Raw genomic sequence first — 16,158 nt, 5'->3', positions numbered from 1 at the left:
GCGGGGCCGCATTTTTTTTGTCTTTTTGACCCTGGTTGTATGTGCCGCCGCCGGTCGGCACCACGGAGAACGCAATGGTTTCGATACGTTTGCCTGACGGTTCTGTTAGACAGTACGAGCATCCGGTGACCGTCGCCGAAGTGGCCGCCTCGATCGGCCCCGGCCTCGCGAAAGCCGCGCTCGGCGGCAAGATCGACGGGGAGTTGGTCGATACGTCCGCGCTGATCGATCGCGACGTGGCGCTGGCCATCGTCACGGAGAAGGACGCAGACGGTCTCGATATCATCCGCCACTCGACGGCGCACCTGCTCGCGTATGCGGTGAAGGATCTGTACCCGGAGGCGCAGGTCACGATCGGCCCTGTCATTGATAACGGCTTCTATTACGACTTCTCGTACAACCGTCCTTTCACGCCGGAAGACCTCGAAAAGATCGAAAAGCGCATGCAGGAGCTCGCGAAGAAGGACGAGCCAGTGTCGCGTCGCGTGGTTTCGCGCGACGAAGCGGTCGAGTACTTCAAGAGCATCGGCGAAAAGTACAAGGCCGAGATCATCGAATCGATCCCCGCCAGCGACGAAATCAAGCTTTACTCGCATGGCGGCTTCACGGACCTGTGCCGCGGCCCGCACGTGCCTTCCACCGGCAAGCTGAAGGTCTTCAAGCTGATGAAAGTCGCGGGCGCCTACTGGCGCGGCGACTCGAAGAACGAGCAGCTGCAGCGCATTTACGGCACGGCCTGGACGAAGAAGGAAGATCAGGAAGCGTATCTGCACATGCTCGAAGAAGCCGAGAAGCGCGACCATCGCAAGCTGGGCAAGCAGCTCGACCTGTTCCACATGCAGGACGAGTCGCCGGGTATGGTGTTCTGGCATCCGCGCGGCTGGACGCTATGGCAGCAGGTCGAGCAGTACATGCGCCGTCGCGTGAACGACGCCGGCTACCTTGAAATCAAAACGCCGTTGATCATGGACCGCTCGCTGTGGGAGGCGTCGGGACACTGGCAGAACTATCGTGAAAATATGTTCACGACGGAATCGGAAAAGCGCGACTACGCGATCAAACCGATGAACTGTCCTGGTCACGTGCAGGTGTTTAACCACGGTCTGCGTTCGTATCGCGATCTGCCGCTGCGTTACGCGGAGTTCGGTTCGTGCCATCGCAACGAATCGTCGGGCGCGCTGCATGGTCTGATGCGCGTGCGCGGCTTCGTGCAGGACGACGCCCACATTTTTTGTACCGAAGATCAGTTCATCGGCGAATCGATCGCGTTCAACACGCTGGCGATGAGCGTCTACCTCGACTTCGGCTTTGACAACGTCGAGATCAAGCTGTCGCTGCGTCCAGATGCGCGCGCCGGCACCGACGAAACGTGGGATCGCGCGGAGCAGGGGCTGCGCGAGGCGCTGACCGCCTGCGGCGTCACCTGGGAAGAGCTGCCCGGCGAGGGCGCGTTCTACGGCCCGAAGGTCGAGTATCACATCAAGGACGCGCTCGGTCGCTCGTGGCAGTGCGGTACCTTGCAGCTCGACATGGTATTGCCGGAGCGTCTGGGTGCCGAATACGTCGCCGAAGACAACAGTCGGCGTCGCCCGATCATGCTGCACCGGGCAATTGTCGGATCGATGGAACGCTTCCTCGGGATTCTGATCGAGCACCATGCTGGTGCGATGCCCGCCTGGCTCGCGCCGATGCAGGTCGTCGTGATGAATATCGCGGAAAGCCAGGCCGAATATGCGCAGTCGCTAGCCCAATCGTTGCAAAAACAAGGGGTTAGAGTCGAGGCGGATTTGCGCAACGAGAAGATTAGCTATAAAATACGCGAGCACACGCTGGAAAAGGTGCCGTACCTACTGGTGGTCGGTGACAAGGAGCGTGAAGCGCAAACGGTAGCCGTGCGTGCCCGTGGTGGTGTCGATATGGGTGTGATGCCTGTTGACGCCTTCATTGAGCGTCTGCGCCAGGACGTGCAGTCGTTCAACTAAACCACTTGGTACCCGGCTCGTTTTTTTTAATTTTTAGAGGAAACGTAACATCGCTACTGATAAGTCTGCGCACCGCATCAACGGTGAAATTACAGCACCCGAGGTGCGACTGGTCGGCGTCGAGAACGAACCGCTCGGCATCGTGAAACTCGCTGATGCGTTCCGCATGTCGGAACAGCAGGACGTGGATCTGGTCGAAATCGCCCCGCAAGCGGTTCCGCCGGTTTGCCGCTTGATGGACTACGGCAAGTTCAAGTACCAGGAAGCGAAGAAGCAACACGAGGCCAAGCTCAAGCAGAAGGTCATCCAGGTCAAGGAAGTCAAGTTCCGCCCGGGTACCGACGACGGTGATTACAACGTCAAGCTGCGTAACCTCGTCCGCTTCCTCGAAGACGGCGACAAGACGAAAATCACGTTGCGTTTCCGTGGCCGCGAAATGGCTCACCAGGAAATCGGCATGCGCATGCTCGAACGCCTGCGCACCGACCTCGACGAAGTCGGCCAGGTCGAGCAGATGCCGAAAATGGAAGGGCGCCAGATGATCATGGTGCTCGCTCCGAAGAAAAAGAAGTAAGCGCGAAGCAGTTGACCGGAGCGGCGGCGTGTCATGTGGCACGCGCTCCGGTGGCGCAAGATTGTTTGATGCTGTGCTGCGTGTCCGGCATGGTGTTAGAAAGTTTCGGAATGTCGTGCATGAAAGTGCGCAGTCGTTCCCGAAAAGCGGCCGCTGGCGGTATCGGTGGTCTGCATACCAAGTGGAATGGGTTTCGAAGGGCGGGAAATGGCCATCTGGCCGACCGCACACCCATATCCATCTAATAATGGAGTTGTCATGCCGAAGATGAAGACCAAGAAGAGCGCTGCAAAGCGCTTCGTGGTGCGTCCGGGCGGTACCGTCAAGCGCGGTCAGGCCTTCAAGCGTCACATTCTTACCAAGAAGACCACCAAGAACAAACGCCATCTGCGCGGCTCCACGGCAGTTCATGATTCCGATCTGAACTCCGTTCGCGCAATGCTGCCGTTCGCTTAACCCTTAACCGACACTCATAGGAGCGAAACATGCCTCGAGTAAAACGTGGGGTTACCGCACGGGCCCGTCACAAGAAGATCATCAAGCTGGCCAAGGGTTACCGCGGCCGTCGCAATAACGTCTATCGCATCGCCAAGCAGGCGGTCATGCGCGCAGGCCAGTACGCCTACCGCGATCGCCGCAACAAGAAGCGTGTGTTCCGCGCACTGTGGATCACGCGTATCAACGCGGCGGTGCGTCAGCACGACATGACGTACAGCGTGTTCATCAACGGCCTGAAGAAGGCGTCGATCGAACTGGACCGCAAGGTGCTGGCCGACATGGCTGTGTTCGACAAGGCTGCTTTTGCTGCGATCGTTCAGCAGGTGAAAGCCGCCGTTGCAGCCTGATTGCGCTTCTGGCAATTAAAACTGCGTGGTTCGTTGCAGCGAACATCCGGTAGTCTCGGTGACGCTGCAACAAAAACGGGGCTCCTCACCGAGCCCCGTTTTTGTTGGTAGAACCAGTTTTGTTTCGATAGAACACTGACGTTGAAATGATGGGATCAATGGATCTGGACCAGATTGTCGCCGACGCGCAAAAAGCCTTCGCAGAAGCCCCCGACGTCACCACCCTCGAGAACGAGAAAGCGCGCTTTCTCGGTAAGGCGGGTGCGCTGACCGAGCTGTTGAAGGGCCTTGGCAAACTCGATCCCGAAACGCGCAAGACAGAAGGCGCTCGGATCAACCTCGTCAAGCAACAGGTCGAAGCCGCGCTGACGGCACGTCGTCAGTCGCTCGCCGACGCGCTTCTGAACCAGCGCCTCGCCGCTGAAGCGATCGACGTCACGCTACCGGGCCGCGGCGCCAATGCAGGCAGCTTGCACCCAGTGATGCGCGCCTGGGAGCGCGTCGAGCAGATTTTCCGTACGATCGGATTCGACGTGGCCGACGGCCCCGAGATCGAAACCGACTGGTACAACTTCACCTCGCTGAACAGCCCGGAAAACCATCCGGCGCGTTCGATGCAGGATACCTTCTACGTCGACGGCAAGGATGCCGATGGCCGCCCGCTGCTGCTGCGTACGCATACGAGCCCGATGCAGGTGCGCTACGCGCGTACCAACACGCCGCCGATCAAGGTGATCGTGCCGGGCCGCACGTATCGCGTGGATAGCGACGCCACGCATTCGCCGATGTTCAACCAGGTCGAAGGCCTGTGGATCGACGAGAACATCAGCTTCGCGGACCTGAAGGGCGTCTATACCGACTTCCTGAAGAAATTCTTCGAGCGCGACGACATTCTCGTGCGCTTCCGTCCGTCGTATTTCCCGTTTACCGAACCGTCGGCCGAGATCGACATGCAGTTCGAAACGGGCAAGAACGCGGGCAAATGGCTCGAAATTTCGGGTTCCGGCCAGGTGCATCCGACCGTGATCCGTAACATGGGTCTCGACCCGGAGCGCTACATCGGCTTCGCTTTCGGCAGCGGCCTCGAGCGTCTCACGATGCTGCGTTACGGCGTGCAGGACCTGCGCCTGTTCTTCGAAAACGACCTGCGTTTCCTGCGTCAATTCGCGTGAACCGGCGCGCGCGAGCGCGACAAAGCATAGAACGCGGTAGCGCACCTGATGCGCGCCGCGAGCGTCCCCGGCAGAGCTTGCTGAACCGGCGCAAGACCACTGGCTCTACGAAGCATCTGGCGGACGTGGACCTAACCTGATCAGAACGTACACAGAACCATGCAATTTCCGGAATCCTGGCTCAGAACTTTTGTCGATCCGCGACTGACCACCGACGAGCTGTCGCACGCGTTGACGATGGCGGGTCTCGAAGTCGAAGACCTGCGGCCGGCCGCGCCACCGACCTCGAAGATCGTCGTCGGCCAGGTGCTGGAAGTCGTCAAGCACCCGGATGCGGACAAGCTCAACGTGTGTCAGGTCAACGCCGGCACCGGCGCGACGCTGAACATCGTGTGCGGCGCGCCGAACGTTGCACCCGGCATCAAGGTGCCGGTCGCGCTGGTCGGCGCGCAACTGCCGCCGGTCGAAGAGGGCGGCGCACCGTTCGCGATCAAGCTGTCGAAGCTGCGCGGCGTCGAAAGTCAGGGCATGCTGTGCTCGGCGCGCGAGCTGAAGCTCTCTGAAGATCACAGCGGTCTGATGATCCTGCCGGAAGATACGCCGATCGGCCAGGACATCCGCGAGACGCTCAACCTCGATGACACCGTTTTTGAAATCAAGCTGACGCCGAACAAGGCCGACTGTTTGTCGGTATTCGGCGTCGCCCGCGAAACGTCGGCGATTACCGGCGCGCCGTTGCGCCCGCTCGACATCAAGCCAGCCCCGGTCAAGCTCAATGAAACGCTGCCCGTGAAAATCTCGGCGCCCGATCTGTGCGGCCGTTTCTCGGGCCGCGTGATCCGCGGCGTCAATGCGCGCGCGAAGTCGCCGCAATGGATGGTCGAGCGTCTCGAGCGCTCCGGCCAGCGCAGTATCTCCGCGCTCGTCGACATCTCGAACTACGTGATGCTCGAACTGGGGCGTCCGTCGCACGTTTTCGATCTCGACAAGATCCACGGCGGCATGGACGTGCGCTGGGGCCGCAAGGGCGAAACGTTGAAGCTGCTGAACGGCAACACGGTCGAGCTCGACGAAACGGTCGGCGTGATCGCCGACGAGCAGCATATCGAAAGCCTCGCGGGCATCATGGGCGGCGACAGCACCGCGGTCACGCTCGACACCACCAACATCTATCTCGAAGCGGCGTTCTGGTGGCCCGATAGCATTCGTGGCCGCTCGCGCAAATACAACTTCTCGACCGATGCAGGCCATCGCTTCGAGCGCGGCGTCGACTACGCGACGACCGTCGATCATATCGAGCGCATCACGCAGTTGATCCTCGACATCTGCGGCGGCGAAGCGGGTCCGGTTGACGACCAGGTCGTCAACGTACCCAAGCGCGTGCCCGTGAAGATGCGCGTTTCGCGCGCGAACCGCATCATCGGCGTGGCGATCGGCGCCGATGAAATCGCGCAGATCTTCACGCGCCTCGGCCTGTCGTTCGAGCGTGACGGCGACACGTTCTCGGTGATGCCGCCCTCGTACCGCTTCGATATCGAAATCGAAGAAGACCTGATCGAAGAAGTCGCGCGTATCTACGGCTTCGAAAAGATTCCGGCGCGCCCGCCGGTCGCGACCAGCGAAATGCGCGCGACCAACGAGACGCAACGCTCGATCCACGCGATCCGTCATGCGCTCGCCGCGCGCGACTACGCAGAAACGGTGAACTTCAGCTTCGTCGACGCCGAGTGGGAGCAGGACTTCGCGGGCAACAGCAAGCCGGTGCGTCTGATCAACCCGATCGCGAGCCAGCTGTCGGTGATGCGCACCACGCTGTTCGGCAGCCTGATTCATGTGCTGCGCACAAACCTGAACCGTCGCGCGGCGGACCGCGTACGTGTGTTCGAAGCAGGCCGCGTGTTCCTGCACGATCCGTCGATCAAGGCTGGCGAGTTGACCGTCGAAGGCTTCGCCCAGCCGAAGATGATCGGCGCGCTCGCCTATGGTCCCGCGCTCGATGAGCAGTGGGGCGCACCGACGCGTGCCGTCGACTTCTTCGACGTCAAGGGCGACATCGAAGCGCTGGTGGCACCGGCGGTCGCGCGGTTCGCAAAGGCCGAGCATCCGGCGCTGCATCCAGGACGCAGCGCGCGTATCGAATTGAATGGTCGCGCAGTGGGCTGGATTGGTGAATTGCATCCGCGCTGGATGCAAAAATATGATTTGCCGCATGCGCCGATTCTGTTTGAAATCGAAGCGGAAGCATTAATGCACCGCGTATTGCCGATTCCGTCGGAAGTTTCAAAATTCCCGCCGGTACGACGAGACATTGCGGTTGTCGTCGATCAGAAAATCGAGGTTCAGGCGCTGCTCGACGAGCTTCAGAAGGCGCTGTCCGAACCGGCCTGCAAGGCTGTCCAGAAGGTTGCGCTTTTCGACGAATTTCGTCCAAAATCAAACACTTCCGGTGGTCTGGCCGCGCACGAGAAAAGCCTTGCGTTCCGGGTGACCTTGCAAGATACTGGCGGAACCCTTCAGGATGAAACGGTCGATCTGGCTATTCAAACTCTGGTGGAACGTCTGGCTCGAGTATATGGCGCACGGTTGCGCGGATAACCCGCATTTAACAATTGCACGGCTGTTTCCGCATCCATTGTTTTACGCTTGGCGCGCCATTTGATAGATATGAATGAAATGAACTCGAGTGATTTCGAAGCCCTTCTTACGGCGCAACGCAGCGCCATGATTCGAGATATTCCGACATCACCCGCCGTCGTTTCCAATGAAACGCCGACGCTCACCAAGGCGGAACTTGCCGAGTTGCTGTTCGACAATGTCGGGCTCAACAAGCGGGAAGCGAAAGACATGGTCGAGGCGTTCTTCGAGGTGATCCGCGATGCGCTGGAGAGCGGCGACAGCGTCAAGCTGTCGGGCTTCGGCAACTTCCAGTTGCGCGACAAGCCGCAGCGTCCTGGCAGAAATCCGAAGACGGGCGAGGCGATTCCGATCGCGGCGCGTCGCGTGGTGACGTTTCATGCAAGTCAAAAGCTGAAGGCGCTCGTCGAAAACGGCGCCGAAGCGAGCTTCGCGCGCTGATCGACTGGCGCGCTTTCGGGCAACCCATCACGGCTAACTGACGATGACAGCGACGATCGAAAAAGTCGTCTTGCCTCCGATTCCGGCGAAGCGCTACTTCACGATTGGTGAGGTCAGCGAACTTTGCGGGGTGAAGCCCCACGTGCTGCGTTACTGGGAGCAGGAGTTCACCCAGTTGAGGCCGGTCAAGCGGCGCGGCAATCGTCGGTATTATCAGCATCACGAGGTGCTGCTGATCAGGCGGATTCGAGAGTTGCTGTACGAGCAGGGGTTTACGATCAATGGGGCGCGCAACCGGCTCGATTCGCATGGCGGCGGTGGGCCGGATGCGGTGGTCGAAGAGGGTGAAGCTGCCGCCGCAGTCGCGGGGCGGGAGCAGGCATCGGCGGCAACGGTTGCTGTCGATGTCGAGAAGTTGCGCGAGGAACTGCAGAGCGTAATCGATCTGCTGGGCCACTAGTTCATGGACTCGTTCGTTTTGTTCGTGTCGGGCAGTTCTAATCGAATGAAGTGTCTGTTATAATTTTTCTTCTGTTCGGGGCGTAGCGCAGCCTGGTAGCGTACCTGCATGGGGTGCAGGTGGTCGGAGGTTCAAATCCTCTCGCCCCGACCAAACGAATCAAGGACTTACGGTGCAAGCCGTAGGTCCTTTTTTCTTTTCCGCTTCCCGTGTCCCCACTTTGTCCCCACCCGAATCTTGGGCAGTGTTGAAAACACGCGGCAACGTCCTGAAAATGTCCTGTCGATATTCGGGGGACGTTATGGGACGTAAACCGAAAGAGGAGCGCCCCGACCCGCGCTGGGCCGCTAGGGCCGATGACCAATTGATTGAAGACCTGTTTGACTTCGACTTTGGTCCGCATATGGATGCCGTGCGGCGGGGCAAACGGGACGATGACGATTACACCTTCAAGTTGCTCGTATGGTTCGCCCGCGACCGTGAAAACATGCCCGAATGGGCGCTTGAAGAAATACGCCTTCGCTTCCTGTCTGTGCTTCGCGGCGCGTCATGGCGTGAAGCTTTCCCTCTCCCGTGGTTGCCGGCACCGACTGACGACGAAATCCGCTCGCACACCGAAAATAAAAAGCTGAAGGTCGGCTGGGCTGTGTACCGTGTACTCTGCGATAACCCAAAGATGAGCGTAGCAAAGGCCGCTGCGCAAGTATGCGAGGCGTTCGGCGTTGAGCCGCACTACGGGGAAGTAGCCTACAAGGAGCTACGAGACCGCTTTTGGATTGGCCACTAGAACAGTCTCCGCTTCTTGTCATGTTCACTTATCGCGAAAACTAGACATGACGCGCCGTATTCGATAACAAATACTTCGTTCAAAGCCCGGACCCGCCGGGCTCTTTCCAGAAGGAACGGAGATGTCTCAATCCCAATCGATACCCGACCGCACTTGCCGCGCATCAGATGGCCGCGGCGAGCGCCTTGTCCGTTTGCCGGAAGTCAGGGCTCGGACTGGCCTGAAGACCACGACCATCTACCGGCGCATGAACGAAGGCACGTTCCCGCGCCCAGTGCCTATCGGCGGAAGCCGCGTCGCGTGGCTCGAATCTCAGGTTGATGCGTGGATTGCTGCACGCATCGCAGAAGCCGAAGCAATCGCATAGCAGGCCATCATGCATATCGGCCCGAAGTGTGCCAAACAGAAAAAGCAGTCCTAACTAATTGGGCGGTGTAGGGAGGTCCCCATGCCGATTCGACATCCGTATCAGGAGCAGCGAACGCACATCACGCGCGGTCAGTATGCTGACCGAAGGGGGAGGCATGAGCGCCGACCGCGTGCTTGACCGCCCCGACGATGCGAGCCCGCAGCGGCAAGCCCCGTCCGCGCTTGAAGCCGATGCGCAGAGGGTGGATGACGCACGCCAGAAGTTTTTCGCGAAGGCCTGCTCCACGAACGGCACTGCGCCGAAGGCGAAGCGGACGCGCGGCAATGATGGACGCATGTTCGTGCCGCTCGATGCGGTCCCGCCGCATCTGTCCGGTGAAATCGCCGCGACAGTCGATTTGAACGAAGACGCGATTGCCGTGGTGTTCGCATCCGCCCAGCAGGGAAAATTGCTTTTCGAAACGCTGCGCGGCAAGTGGTTCCGCTGGGAGGGCACGCACTGGAAGCGGGACGATGGCGCACGCGTGACACGCGAAATGATTCGCCGCACGGTACGCGGAATGTGCCGGGGTGAACCGCGCTGGCTGACGGCCCGCGTAATCGACGCGGTTGAAAAGCTCGCGCGCACCGATGAGCGCACCTGTCCGCTGGGAACATTCGACGCGAGTCCGCTGCTGCTTGCCACACCCACAGGTGTCGTTGACCTGCGCGACGGCTCGATGCGCGCCGCGCGCCCCGAAGACATGATGACCCGCCTGACGGGGTGCGCACCAGACTTCGGCGGCGACTGCCCGCGCTGGCGCGCATTTCTCGGAGCATGCATTCACGGCTTCGATGAGCACGGCGAGCCGCGCAAGGCGCAGGACGATGACGACATGATGCGGTTTTTGCAGCACATGTGCGGGTACTTCCTGACCGGCTCGACGCGCCACGAATTTGTGTTCCTGCTTTTTGGCGGCGGTGCGAACGGCAAGACGACCTTTCTGCGCGTGCTGCGTGAAATCCTGGGCGATTACTTCGTGTCCGTCGCGGTCGAAACTTTCCTTCAATCGGCGCACGACCAGCACCCGACCGGCATGGCGCATATCGAAGGCGCGCGACTCGCGGCCTGTGGCGAACTGCCGGATAACCGCGCGTGGAACTCGCAGCGGGTCAAGGATATTTCGTCCGGCGAGAAGATGTCGGCGCGTCACATGCGTCAGGACTTCTACGACTTCGTGCCGGTCTGCAAGCTGCTGTTCGTTGGCAATCATCGTCCGCGTTTGCGGCAGACGGGCGAAGCCGAAAAGCGGCGTTTTCGCATCATTCCGTTCGTCCACAAGGTTCCAGAAAACAGGCGTGATTCAACGCTTGAAGACGCGTTGCGTCAGGAATATCCGGCCATCGCTGCGTGGATGGTCGAAGGCGCGAAGGCTGTCATTGCCGAAGGCTTCGGCGCGATGCCTGTCTCTGTCACGCAGGCAACTGACGAATATTTTTCGGAAAACGACACCTTTGCCCTGTGGGCAGGTGAACGACTTCTGCTCGACAAGGACATGTCTGTGTCTGCGAGTCGTGCCTATGCGGATTACCGGCGATGGTTCGAAGCGAACGGCCACGAAGGGCGGTATGCATCGCCAAGGGAATTCAAGGTGCGGATGCTCGACTTGGGCGCAGTCCATGAGCGCACCCGACGCGAGCGCCTTTATCGCTGTGTCGGACTCGGTGTGTTTGACGACGATGAACCGTGACGGCTGTGACGCATGTGACGCTTGTTTCCTCTATCGATACATATCGCGCGCGCATGGAGAGATAAAAGAAGGTAAGCGTCACTAGCGTCACCAGTGTCACACATCCGGACTAACAGGAAGGGGGTTGCAATGCTGGATGCACTGTTTGGCGGTTCGCTGGTCGGCGAGTATGCCTGATGCCGATGCAGCGGAAGTGCTGCTGCGCGCGTGGTGTGCCGAGAACGGACACCGCATCGGGCCGCTTGGTGATGTTGGCGAACCTGTTGCAGCGGCACTGCTGAATCTCTCGCCGTCAGGGTTGCGCATGCAGGTGCAGGAGGGCCGCTCCCGCATCAGGCCGTGCAGTATCAGTCCGCATGGCTGGAGGCGCTACCTGCTGCGCGACATTGCCGCGCAAATCGCGCAGGATGCGCAGAACGCGCTGGAGTGGTAGGCCGTGCATGCACATCATCAGTCATGACTCAACTCTCATCGGAGACAAAACGTCATGGCGACCCGATACGGATTTATTCAGGTAGCACGCGCAGTCGCATTGTCGCGCGGCAACCTTATCGAGGCCCGGTCGATGCTGGCGGCGCAGCACGGTTTGCACAGCCCGCAGGCAGAGGCAGTGCAGCGGGCCATCACGACTACGGATTCGCTGGACAATCCAGATAACGTGGCATTGCAGGGAGTCGCTGCGGACTTCGTTTCGCTCATTCACCGACGCTCAATCATCGCGAAAATCCGGGAGGCAACTGCAGGCGGGTTTCATCGTGTGCTGCCCTATGCGGCCATGCTCAAGCAAACGGAAGGCACGGCGGCGGCGTGGGTAGGGGAGGCTCTGGTCATTCCGGTGACTGACGCCGCTTTCCAAATTGAACGCATGTCGCCGATGAAAGTGGCAGGCATGGTCATCGTGACCGAAGAATTCGCCAAGGTCATCTCGGACGCGAGTGATGCGATTCTGAACCGCGACCTGGCCCGTGCTGTCGCTGACAAAATCACCGAGACCTTCTGTTCGACCGCAGCCCCTTCTGATACCAGCCCGGGTGGCATCTTCTATCACGGCACCGAGATTACTTCGACTGGCGACCTGCTATCCGATGCAACGCAGCTTATCGCTGACTTCGAGGGCGACATTGAAAGCGCGGTCTTCGTGTGTTCGCCGCTGATGGCGGCGGTGTTCAATACGCTCGGGATTGACCAGGTCGGCGCGCAAGGTGGCTACATCTGCGGCATTCCGGCTGTGACGACCACTGGCATGGACGACGGCATGCTCGGGCTGATTGACCCGTCGCGCGTGAAGCTGATTGACTCCGGCGTCGGTATTGACGCCAGCAAGCAGGCGGCAGTCAGTGTCGCCAATGCACAGGGTCCGGTGCAGCTGGTTTCGCTATGGCAACAGAACCTTGTCTCGATGCGTGCCGTCGCTTTTGTGAACTGGGCACTGATGGATGCATCTGTCGCAACGTGGGTACAGGATGCCGGCGCTGTCAGTCGTGCGCTCAGGCAGTCGGGCAAAGCCACAGCGACCACTGCATCCACTGGCAAGGGAGCGAAAACATGATGACCGGAGAACAGGACTGCGTGTCTGCGAAGTTCATCCAACAATTCGCCAGTGCCGTGCTATCGACCATCGCATCAGACGACCGCGGGCGCGCAGAACGTGGCGAGCCGATGACCGGCATTCAGGAAGCGGTCGTGATTGCTGGTTTCATGGCGTGCGAGCTTTGCACTGCGATGGCCTACGCTGATGCACTGCGCTCGATGCAGGGAGGCGGTCATGCGTGAAGGAAGCAGGCCTGTGCGTTATCTCTCGCAGGCGATGGACCCGGCGTCAGTGGGTCGCTGGTCGAAGTCGCTGCTTCAGAACAGTCCGGAAATGGCGGAGGCGGCGGACTATCTGTCGAACCTCGAAGCGGCACGTGCGCTGCACTATCTGTTTGCGAAGGTCGTCGCAGCGAAGACGCGCGTCGTCGGAGTCTCGATGGTGTGGCCGGAAGGTTCGAAGTGCGGTGGCGCTGGCACGCGCATGCTGGTCGAACTCGATGGTGGCGTTGGAATCCTGCTGCGCGCGAACCCTGCAGCCAGTGACAAGGCGGAGCGCAGCGCGGGTCAGCAATCGACCGTGATTCACGCATCTGAAGATGCGCCGATTCTATGGAAGTAGCGGCGGTGACGCGGCGACACAGAGGGAGAGACCCGGGGGGAGTTTTCCGGATTTGTGCGATGCAACCGGACACCGCCCGGAGACTTCTTCTTCGCTAAACATCCTGTTTATGACGCGGGGCTGACCGGCGCGTGACCTTACGCGATACCCACCCGACTCCGATGGAAACCCTTGGCCGCCTTGCGATTTCGGTGCATCGACGAATTAACCATAAACCGTTGCCCAGACTCTCCGTCCGTTGGAACTGGCGCGACCTGACAGGCGTCATCGGAATGACCGCTTCCACGAACGGCGTTCCCAATGGTTATCGCAAGTTGCTCAAGAGAGGCGGGCGTCCCAGCACCTCAACGCTCAAGGAAGCTGACAAACACACCTTGGCCATGGGATTATCTTGCCGGACCTTAACACATGGATGTTAGTTGACATGACCCCATTCGCCGTTGACCCTGCTGTTATCGCCTTTGGCCGTGCGGCTTCTGGTGGATGGCGTAACGTATCAGGTAGGGCTGCGATTGAAACCGCAGTCGCGGTCTTTAGGGAAAATCCCCCGAACCGCGCTGAGTTGGTTGGCGCGGAAGCAGCCGAATACCTGGAGCAATTCATTGCAGCCACGCAAGCGCATATCCAGCGCGAGCATTCGGGGTATGGTGGTGTACGCTGGCTATGGTACTTGCGGAGAGCGCCTGATGATTTCTTTTCCGGTAGTTACGGCACGACATTAGGGTACGACAAACTTCTTGCGGAAGTCGTGTCATCTGCATTCGCAAAGGAAGACCGGAGCGAGTTAGCCAACAGAATCACCTTCCCGGTTGATGACGCTGCTATCCGTCATTTCGCCTCGTTCGTCGGTCGGGTGAAGCTACTTTCGCAGCTACACATTGTCTATCGGCGCATTGGCAAGGGCGCAACGCTTGATGCACGTCAGGCAATCCTTGTCGCGAAAACTCCGCCTGACATTGATAGCGCAATCGCAATATACGATGAGCGGCACGACCGGTCGCATGAATTCTTCGGCTCGGGTCTTGGATTGGCCACTGTCGAGCCACGCTATTCAGATTTAGTTGAATCGGCTGAGCGCTTCGGTCTGACCGCCTTTTTGGCCTTTGGCTGCCACCCAAGCTACTATCCCGACATTCAATACCCAGATGCAAACGGCGCTCAAGTGGAAATCACCGTGGAGGCCCGCCATATGCTCAAGACGTTAGATTTGCGTAACGTCCTCCAGCCGTTCGATGGGGAAGCCCGATTACCTGAGTATTTGCGCGATGTCGCACCATTAGTCCAACTCCTCGTTATGTTGCCGGCTTTTATCGCACAAATTCCTTGGGCATTTGGGTCAATCCTCCAGCAGGGCTACTTCTTCTGCGGCGCGACACGGATGGGAGAGTTATTCGACGCTTATCTTCCCGATGTCGCAGCCATACTGACAAGAGAAACGCCGGATTTCCAATGGCCTACCACGGCCGCCGAATGGCTTGCGAGTGTCAATCAAATCAACGCGTCTCTCTGGCCCGTGATGGCTGGCAACGTTTGTCGTCGATATGCCAATCAGTACTTGCTAGACATTGCAGGCTGCTCCCACGCATTTTTGCAGCGGGTAGAAATGTCCAGGGCACCGGTGCTGGGCAACGTGCGCGGAGCAGCGTTTGAGTTGCAGTGTCAAGATATGGTTGACCAGTCACCTTGGGCACCGCCTCCAGCCGTTAGGGAACTTCGCGGACGACAACTTCGGCGTGCAGGCCGAAGACTCACGGACATCGATGCTTTGGCAACGAAGGACGGAACGCTGCTGATTGTTTCAAGCAAGAGCAGGATATACGACCGCGCATACGACCGGGGTACCTACCGCATCGTCGAAAATGAGCGCCTTAGAATCGACGAAGATGTCGCCCAATGGGATGCTGTCGTGGAAGGACTCAATCGAGAACCCGCTGGAGACAACTTCGATTTTTCAGCTTTCACAGAGATTGTCGGAGTCGTTTGCACGCCCTTCCCCATTTATACCAGCAGCGAGCAGAGCTTGCGATTTGTCAGAGAAGGACTACGGGCGAGTTGCTCCGCACACGAGTTGCGGGACTGGTTGCAATAGCGCGACCTGTCATGGAAGCCCCCTGAAGGTGCTGATGACGATGCCAGCTATTATCTTCCCTGCCGACCCGCTGCGGAGGGCGTGGCGGGCCGGATTTTAGAGTTCGTCGGCGAGACGCGTTTATGGCTAGCTGCGTGAGCGCAGTTGCCGTTTCAGGTGTCAGCGCTTCTGCTTCGGCTTTTGGGATTGCTTATCGGCTTCAGTCTTCGGCACAAGGCGGAAGCCCGCACGCGCCTCGTCCGCTTTCCTGCTCCTTGACCGGCGCTCTACCTGTTCACCCAACTCTGCCAGCCGTTGTTCATACGCCGTGTTGACCATCGATAAATCTTCGCGCACCTCATAGCCTAAACCGGCCAGTATGTCTCGAATCGCCATATCCTCTGCGTCATAGGCTTGTCCGCCGCGCAACTCAAGCGACTTCGCCGCCGACAGAACCCGTTCGGTCCAGTCGTTGACGATTTGCGCCATCACGCGCGCTTCTTTGAGCAGCGATGAAAGCGGCACACACCAGGCGCCGCACTCCGGGTCAGGCTCCAGGTATTCGCTAAGCCTGAACGGGTAGGTCAGTTCGTCGCCGCCGAGGTCAGCCAAGTTGTCGGCGTTTACCGACGCGACTTCGGAAATTCCCTCCATCGCGTCGCGAAAGCGTTTGAACGCCGCCTGCACGACTAGCCAGCGTTTTCCAGGTGGCAAGGCCGCCGCCACACGGTCAGCGCGGGACTGTTCTAGAACCTCTCTGATGTCGATAGACATTTGTGATGTGTCTCCCAAGTTAATAGGCGACCCGTAAACGACGAAGCCCCTTCCATCGCTGGTAAGGGGCTCTATGTCAGACAGCATCCAAGCTCTAGCCGGAGTCTTGAGGTGCAGGGGGCCGGGGTCGCAGGCCGGACCATCAAACTTATCGTATCAAGGTGGTAGGT

17 protein-coding genes and 1 tRNA gene are annotated in these 16,158 nt (G+C 59.5%); 17 read left to right on the top strand and 1 reads right to left on the bottom strand.

All coding sequences use genetic code 11. The annotated features are described in order from the left end of the window. The first annotated feature begins 74 nt into the window (after positions 1-74). The 17 genes from thrS to GCT19_RS04150 all read left to right on the top strand — a co-directional run bounded on the left by thrS (position 75) and on the right by GCT19_RS04150 (position 15,235). The gene (gene thrS / locus GCT19_RS04230; RefSeq protein WP_152851094.1) at positions 75-1,982 is read left to right on the top strand and encodes a threonine--tRNA ligase; all 1,908 of its coding nucleotides are present in this window, start codon (positions 75-77) and stop codon (positions 1,980-1,982) included. Between the two features lie 49 nt (positions 1,983-2,031). Continuing rightward, a complete protein-coding gene (infC, locus tag GCT19_RS04225) occupies positions 2,032-2,556 on the top strand; it encodes a translation initiation factor IF-3 (RefSeq protein WP_075643713.1) in 525 nt (174 codons plus the stop codon). Positions 2,557-2,814: 258 nt separating this feature from the next. Then, positions 2,815-3,012: a 50S ribosomal protein L35 gene (gene rpmI / locus GCT19_RS04220; protein WP_006052501.1), complete on the top strand. Its 198-nt coding sequence runs from the start codon at positions 2,815-2,817 to the stop codon at positions 3,010-3,012. A 29-nt stretch (positions 3,013-3,041) separates the two neighbouring features. Beyond that, complete coding sequence (rplT, locus tag GCT19_RS04215; protein ID WP_006052502.1) at positions 3,042-3,401, top strand: 50S ribosomal protein L20; 360 nt, start codon at positions 3,042-3,044, stop codon at positions 3,399-3,401. Between the two features lie 158 nt (positions 3,402-3,559). Beyond that, positions 3,560-4,573 (top strand): phenylalanine--tRNA ligase subunit alpha, encoded by a 1,014-nt coding sequence (gene pheS / locus GCT19_RS04210; protein ID WP_193727368.1) that lies wholly within the window; start codon positions 3,560-3,562, stop codon positions 4,571-4,573. A gap of 159 nt (positions 4,574-4,732) precedes the next feature. Further along, on the top strand, positions 4,733-7,168 hold the full coding sequence (gene pheT, locus GCT19_RS04205) for a phenylalanine--tRNA ligase subunit beta (protein ID WP_152851093.1): 2,436 nt from the start codon (positions 4,733-4,735) through the stop codon (positions 7,166-7,168). Positions 7,169-7,237: 69 nt separating this feature from the next. Next, positions 7,238-7,648 (top strand): integration host factor subunit alpha, encoded by a 411-nt coding sequence (locus GCT19_RS04200; protein WP_008918798.1) that lies wholly within the window; start codon positions 7,238-7,240, stop codon positions 7,646-7,648. Between the two features lie 43 nt (positions 7,649-7,691). Next, complete coding sequence (locus GCT19_RS04195) at positions 7,692-8,108, top strand: MerR family transcriptional regulator (protein WP_018435259.1); 417 nt, start codon at positions 7,692-7,694, stop codon at positions 8,106-8,108. Between the two features lie 76 nt (positions 8,109-8,184). Beyond that, a tRNA-Pro gene (locus GCT19_RS04190) sits at positions 8,185-8,261 on the top strand. 148 nt (positions 8,262-8,409) lie between these two features. After that, positions 8,410-8,895: a hypothetical protein gene (locus tag GCT19_RS04185; protein WP_152851092.1), complete on the top strand. Its 486-nt coding sequence runs from the start codon at positions 8,410-8,412 to the stop codon at positions 8,893-8,895. Positions 8,896-9,016: 121 nt separating this feature from the next. After that, positions 9,017-9,262 (top strand): helix-turn-helix transcriptional regulator, encoded by a 246-nt coding sequence (locus tag GCT19_RS04180; protein WP_152851091.1) that lies wholly within the window; start codon positions 9,017-9,019, stop codon positions 9,260-9,262. Positions 9,263-9,419: 157 nt separating this feature from the next. Then, positions 9,420-10,994, top strand: a complete 1,575-nt coding sequence (locus GCT19_RS04175) for a phage/plasmid primase, P4 family (protein WP_152851090.1) — start codon at positions 9,420-9,422, stop codon at positions 10,992-10,994. 169 nt (positions 10,995-11,163) lie between these two features. Beyond that, entirely contained in the window at positions 11,164-11,427 is a 264-nt protein-coding gene (locus GCT19_RS04170; protein ID WP_152851089.1) for a hypothetical protein, read from the top strand. Between the two features lie 54 nt (positions 11,428-11,481). Continuing rightward, complete coding sequence (locus GCT19_RS04165) at positions 11,482-12,543, top strand: phage major capsid family protein (RefSeq protein WP_152851088.1); 1,062 nt, start codon at positions 11,482-11,484, stop codon at positions 12,541-12,543. Next, positions 12,540-12,767 carry a hypothetical protein gene (locus GCT19_RS04160; protein WP_152851087.1) on the top strand — a complete coding sequence of 76 codons (228 nt, stop codon included), beginning with the start codon at positions 12,540-12,542 and terminating at the stop codon, positions 12,765-12,767. The genes GCT19_RS04165 and GCT19_RS04160 overlap by 4 nt, the downstream gene beginning before the upstream one ends. 13 nt (positions 12,768-12,780) lie before the next feature. Continuing rightward, complete coding sequence (locus GCT19_RS04155) at positions 12,781-13,146, top strand: hypothetical protein (RefSeq protein WP_152851086.1); 366 nt, start codon at positions 12,781-12,783, stop codon at positions 13,144-13,146. Between the two features lie 424 nt (positions 13,147-13,570). Further along, entirely contained in the window at positions 13,571-15,235 is a 1,665-nt protein-coding gene (locus GCT19_RS04150; RefSeq protein WP_152851085.1) for a hypothetical protein, read from the top strand. 159 nt (positions 15,236-15,394) lie between these two features. Here the strand turns inward: GCT19_RS04150 and GCT19_RS04145 are convergent, their stop codons facing one another. Then, a complete protein-coding gene (locus tag GCT19_RS04145; protein ID WP_152851084.1) occupies positions 15,395-15,988 on the bottom strand; it encodes a hypothetical protein in 594 nt (197 codons plus the stop codon). Positions 15,989-16,158 lie beyond the last annotated feature (170 nt).

It is taken from the genome of Paraburkholderia atlantica, assembly GCF_009362785.1.
Classification (GTDB): domain Bacteria; phylum Pseudomonadota; class Gammaproteobacteria; order Burkholderiales; family Burkholderiaceae; genus Paraburkholderia; species Paraburkholderia atlantica.
This window is presented reverse-complemented; position numbering and strand designations above follow the sequence as displayed.

What these genes read in the sequence shown, in the direction of transcription:
- GCT19_RS04185 (WP_152851092.1), top strand. Translation starts at nt 8,410, where the DNA reads ATGGGACGTAAACCGAAAGAGGAGCGCCCCGACCCGCGCTGGGCCGCT.
- GCT19_RS04200 (WP_008918798.1), top strand. Translation starts at nt 7,238, where the DNA reads ATGAATGAAATGAACTCGAGTGATTTCGAAGCCCTTCTTACGGCGCAA.
- rpmI (WP_006052501.1), top strand. Translation starts at nt 2,815, where the DNA reads ATGCCGAAGATGAAGACCAAGAAGAGCGCTGCAAAGCGCTTCGTGGTG.
- thrS (WP_152851094.1), top strand. Translation starts at nt 75, where the DNA reads ATGGTTTCGATACGTTTGCCTGACGGTTCTGTTAGACAGTACGAGCAT.
- GCT19_RS04170 (WP_152851089.1), top strand. Translation starts at nt 11,164, where the DNA reads ATGCCTGATGCCGATGCAGCGGAAGTGCTGCTGCGCGCGTGGTGTGCC.
- GCT19_RS04145 (WP_152851084.1), bottom strand. Translation starts at nt 15,988, where the DNA reads ATGTCTATCGACATCAGAGAGGTTCTAGAACAGTCCCGCGCTGACCGT.
- rplT (WP_006052502.1), top strand. Translation starts at nt 3,042, where the DNA reads ATGCCTCGAGTAAAACGTGGGGTTACCGCACGGGCCCGTCACAAGAAG.
- pheT (WP_152851093.1), top strand. Translation starts at nt 4,733, where the DNA reads ATGCAATTTCCGGAATCCTGGCTCAGAACTTTTGTCGATCCGCGACTG.
- GCT19_RS04180 (WP_152851091.1), top strand. Translation starts at nt 9,017, where the DNA reads ATGTCTCAATCCCAATCGATACCCGACCGCACTTGCCGCGCATCAGAT.
- GCT19_RS04175 (WP_152851090.1), top strand. Translation starts at nt 9,420, where the DNA reads ATGAGCGCCGACCGCGTGCTTGACCGCCCCGACGATGCGAGCCCGCAG.
- GCT19_RS04165 (WP_152851088.1), top strand. Translation starts at nt 11,482, where the DNA reads ATGGCGACCCGATACGGATTTATTCAGGTAGCACGCGCAGTCGCATTG.
- pheS (WP_193727368.1), top strand. Translation starts at nt 3,560, where the DNA reads ATGGATCTGGACCAGATTGTCGCCGACGCGCAAAAAGCCTTCGCAGAA.
- GCT19_RS04195 (WP_018435259.1), top strand. Translation starts at nt 7,692, where the DNA reads ATGACAGCGACGATCGAAAAAGTCGTCTTGCCTCCGATTCCGGCGAAG.
- GCT19_RS04150 (WP_152851085.1), top strand. Translation starts at nt 13,571, where the DNA reads ATGACCCCATTCGCCGTTGACCCTGCTGTTATCGCCTTTGGCCGTGCG.
- GCT19_RS04160 (WP_152851087.1), top strand. Translation starts at nt 12,540, where the DNA reads ATGATGACCGGAGAACAGGACTGCGTGTCTGCGAAGTTCATCCAACAA.